The 2,919-nt window shown below is 54.1% G+C and carries 1 rRNA gene; it reads right to left on the bottom strand.

What is annotated here, in order from left to right:
• A 23S ribosomal RNA gene (locus KNQ02_RS15400) occupies positions 1-2,869 on the bottom strand; the annotation flags it as partial.
• Positions 2,870-2,919 lie beyond the last annotated feature (50 nt).

The raw sequence follows: 2,919 nt of genomic DNA, 5'->3' as shown, positions 1-2,919 counted from the left end.
CCATGCTTCCACCCGTGACCTATCTACCTCATCGTCTCTGAGGGGTCTTTCTTGATTACTCAAAGGGAAATCTCATCTTGGAGGGGGCTTCATGCTTAGATGCTTTCAGCATTTATCCCGTCCGCACGTAGCTACCCAGCGATGCTCCTGGCGGAACAACTGGTACACCAGCGGTGCGTCCATCCCGGTCCTCTCGTACTAAGGACAGCTCTCCTCAAATTTCCTGCGCCCACGACGGATAGGGACCGAACTGTCTCACGACGTTCTGAACCCAGCTCGCGTACCGCTTTAATGGGCGAACAGCCCAACCCTTGGGACCTACTCCAGCCCCAGGATGCGATGAGCCGACATCGAGGTGCCAAACCTCCCCGTCGATGTGGACTCTTGGGGGAGATCAGCCTGTTATCCCCAGGGTAGCTTTTATCCGTTGAGCGATGGCCCTTCCATGCGGAACCACCGGATCACTAAGCCCGACTTTCGTCCCTGCTCGACTTGTAGGTCTCGCAGTCAAGCTCCCTTCTGCCTTTGCGCTCTACGAATGATTTCCAACCATTCTGAGGGAACCTTTGGGCGCCTCCGTTACTGTTTAGGAGGCGACCGCCCCAGTCAAACTACCCGCCTGACACGGTCCTCCAGCCGGATTACGGCTGCGAGTTAGAGACTCTATGCATGAAGGGCGGTATCCCAAGGGTGACTCCTCCGAAGCTGGCGCTCCGGTCTCGACGTCTCCCGCCTATCCTGTACATCATGCACAAAGCCTCAATATCAGGCTGTAGTAAAGCTCCATGGGGTCTTTCCGTCCTGTCGCGGGTAACCTGCATCTTCACAGGTACTATGATTTCACCGGGTCTCTCGTTGAGACAGTGCCCAAATCGTTACGCCTTTCGTGCGGGTCGGAACTTACCCGACAAGGAATTTCGCTACCTTAGGACCGTTATAGTTACGGCCGCCGTTTACTGGGGCTTCGGTTCAAAGCTTCGCTTGCGCTAACCCATCCCCTTAACCTTCCAGCACCGGGCAGGCGTCAGCCCCTATACGTCATCTTGCGATTTAGCAGAGACCTGTGTTTTTGCTAAACAGTCGTTTGGGCCTATTCACTGCGGCTCTACTCATGTAGAGCGTCCCTTCTCCCGAAGTTACGGGACCATTTTGCCGAGTTCCTTAACGAGAGTTATCCCGCGCGTCTTAGAATTCTCATCCCGCCTACCTGTGTCGGTTTACGGTACTGGCACCTTCCACCTCACTAGAGGCTTTTCTTGGCAGTGTGAAATCGTGACCTTCGTCCCTAGGGGACTCCGCGTCGTTCCTCGATCTTGGTGCCTGACGGATTTGCCAATCAGACAATCTCGAAACTTACACATGCACTTCCATCCGCATGCGTCACTATCCTCCTGCGTCCCCCCATTGTTCAAACGGTGGATCGGTGGTACAGGAATATCAACCTGTTATCCATCGCCTACGCCTTTCGGCCTCGGCTTAGGTCCAGACTAACCCTGAGCGGACGAGCCTTCCTCAGGAAACCTTGGGCTTTCGACGGAGGGGATTCTCACCCCTCTTTTCGCTACTCACACCGGCATTCTCACTTCCAAACGCTCCACTGCTCCTTCCGGTACAGCTTCACAGCGGTTTGGAACGCTCCCCTACCATTCCTTACGGAATCCGCAGCTTCGGTGGTATGTTTAGCCCCGTTACATTTTCGGCGCGGCGCCACTCGACTAGTGAGCTATTACGCACTCTTTGAATGGTGGCTGCTTCTAAGCCAACATCCTAGCTGTCTAGGCAGCGCCACATCCTTTTCCACTTAACATACACTTTGGGACCTTAGCTGGCGGTCTGGGCTGTTTCCCTCTTGACTACGGATCTTATCACTCGCAGTCTGACTCCCGAGTATAAGTTGCCGGCATTCGGAGTTTAACTGAATTCGGTAACCCTGTGGGGGCCCCTAGTCCAATCAGTGCTCTACCTCCGGAACTCTCAACCTCGAGGCTAGCCCTAAAGCTATTTCGGGGAGAACCAGCTATCTCCAGGTTCGATTGGCATTTCACCGCTACCCACACCTCATCCCCGCACTTTTCAACGTGCGTGGGTTCGGACCTCCAGTCAGTGTTACCTGACCTTCATCCTGGACATGGGTAGATCACCTGGTTTCGGGTCTACGACAACGCACTATGGCGCCCTATTCAGACTCGCTTTCGCTACGGCTCCGCCTCATCAGCTTAACCTCGCGCGCTATCGTAACTCGCCGGTTCATTCTACAAAAGGCACGCCATCACCCATTAACGGGCTCTGACTACTTGTAGGCATACGGTTTCAGGATCTATTTCACTCCCCTTCCGGGGTGCTTTTCACCTTTCCCTCACGGTACTGGTTCACTATCGGTCACTAGGGAGTATTTAGCCTTGGGAGATGGTCCTCCCGGATTCCGACGGGGTTTCACGTGTCCCGCCGTACTCAGGATCCACTCTGGAGGGAAAACAGTTTCAGCTACAGGGCTGTCACCTTCTTCGGCCGACCTTTCCAGGTCATTCACCTACTGTCTTCCTTTTTGACTCCGTATAGAGTGTCCTACAACCCCGGAGAGCATGCTCTCCGGTTTGGGCTGTTCCCGTTTCGCTCGCCGCTACTCAGGGAATCGCATTTGCTTTCTCTTCCTCCGGGTACTTAGATGTTTCAGTTCCCCGGGTCTGCCTCACGCTACGCTATGTATTCACGTAACATGTCCCATCCCATTACGGATGGTGGGTTCCCCCATTCGGAAATCCTCGGATCAAAGCATACTTACTGCTCCCCGAAGCATATCGCTGTTCGTCGCGTCCTTCATCGGCTCCTAGTGCCAAGGCATCCACCGTACGCCCTTCATACCTTGATCTAGCATTTTGGTATTCTAAGAACACACGTCTAATGACATGGTTATAAAAA

Origin of the sequence: Exiguobacterium sp. s102, from assembly GCF_018618635.1 — a bacterium.
GTDB classification, from domain to species: domain Bacteria; phylum Bacillota; class Bacilli; order Exiguobacteriales; family Exiguobacteriaceae; genus Exiguobacterium_A; species Exiguobacterium_A oxidotolerans.
This window is presented reverse-complemented; position numbering and strand designations above follow the sequence as displayed.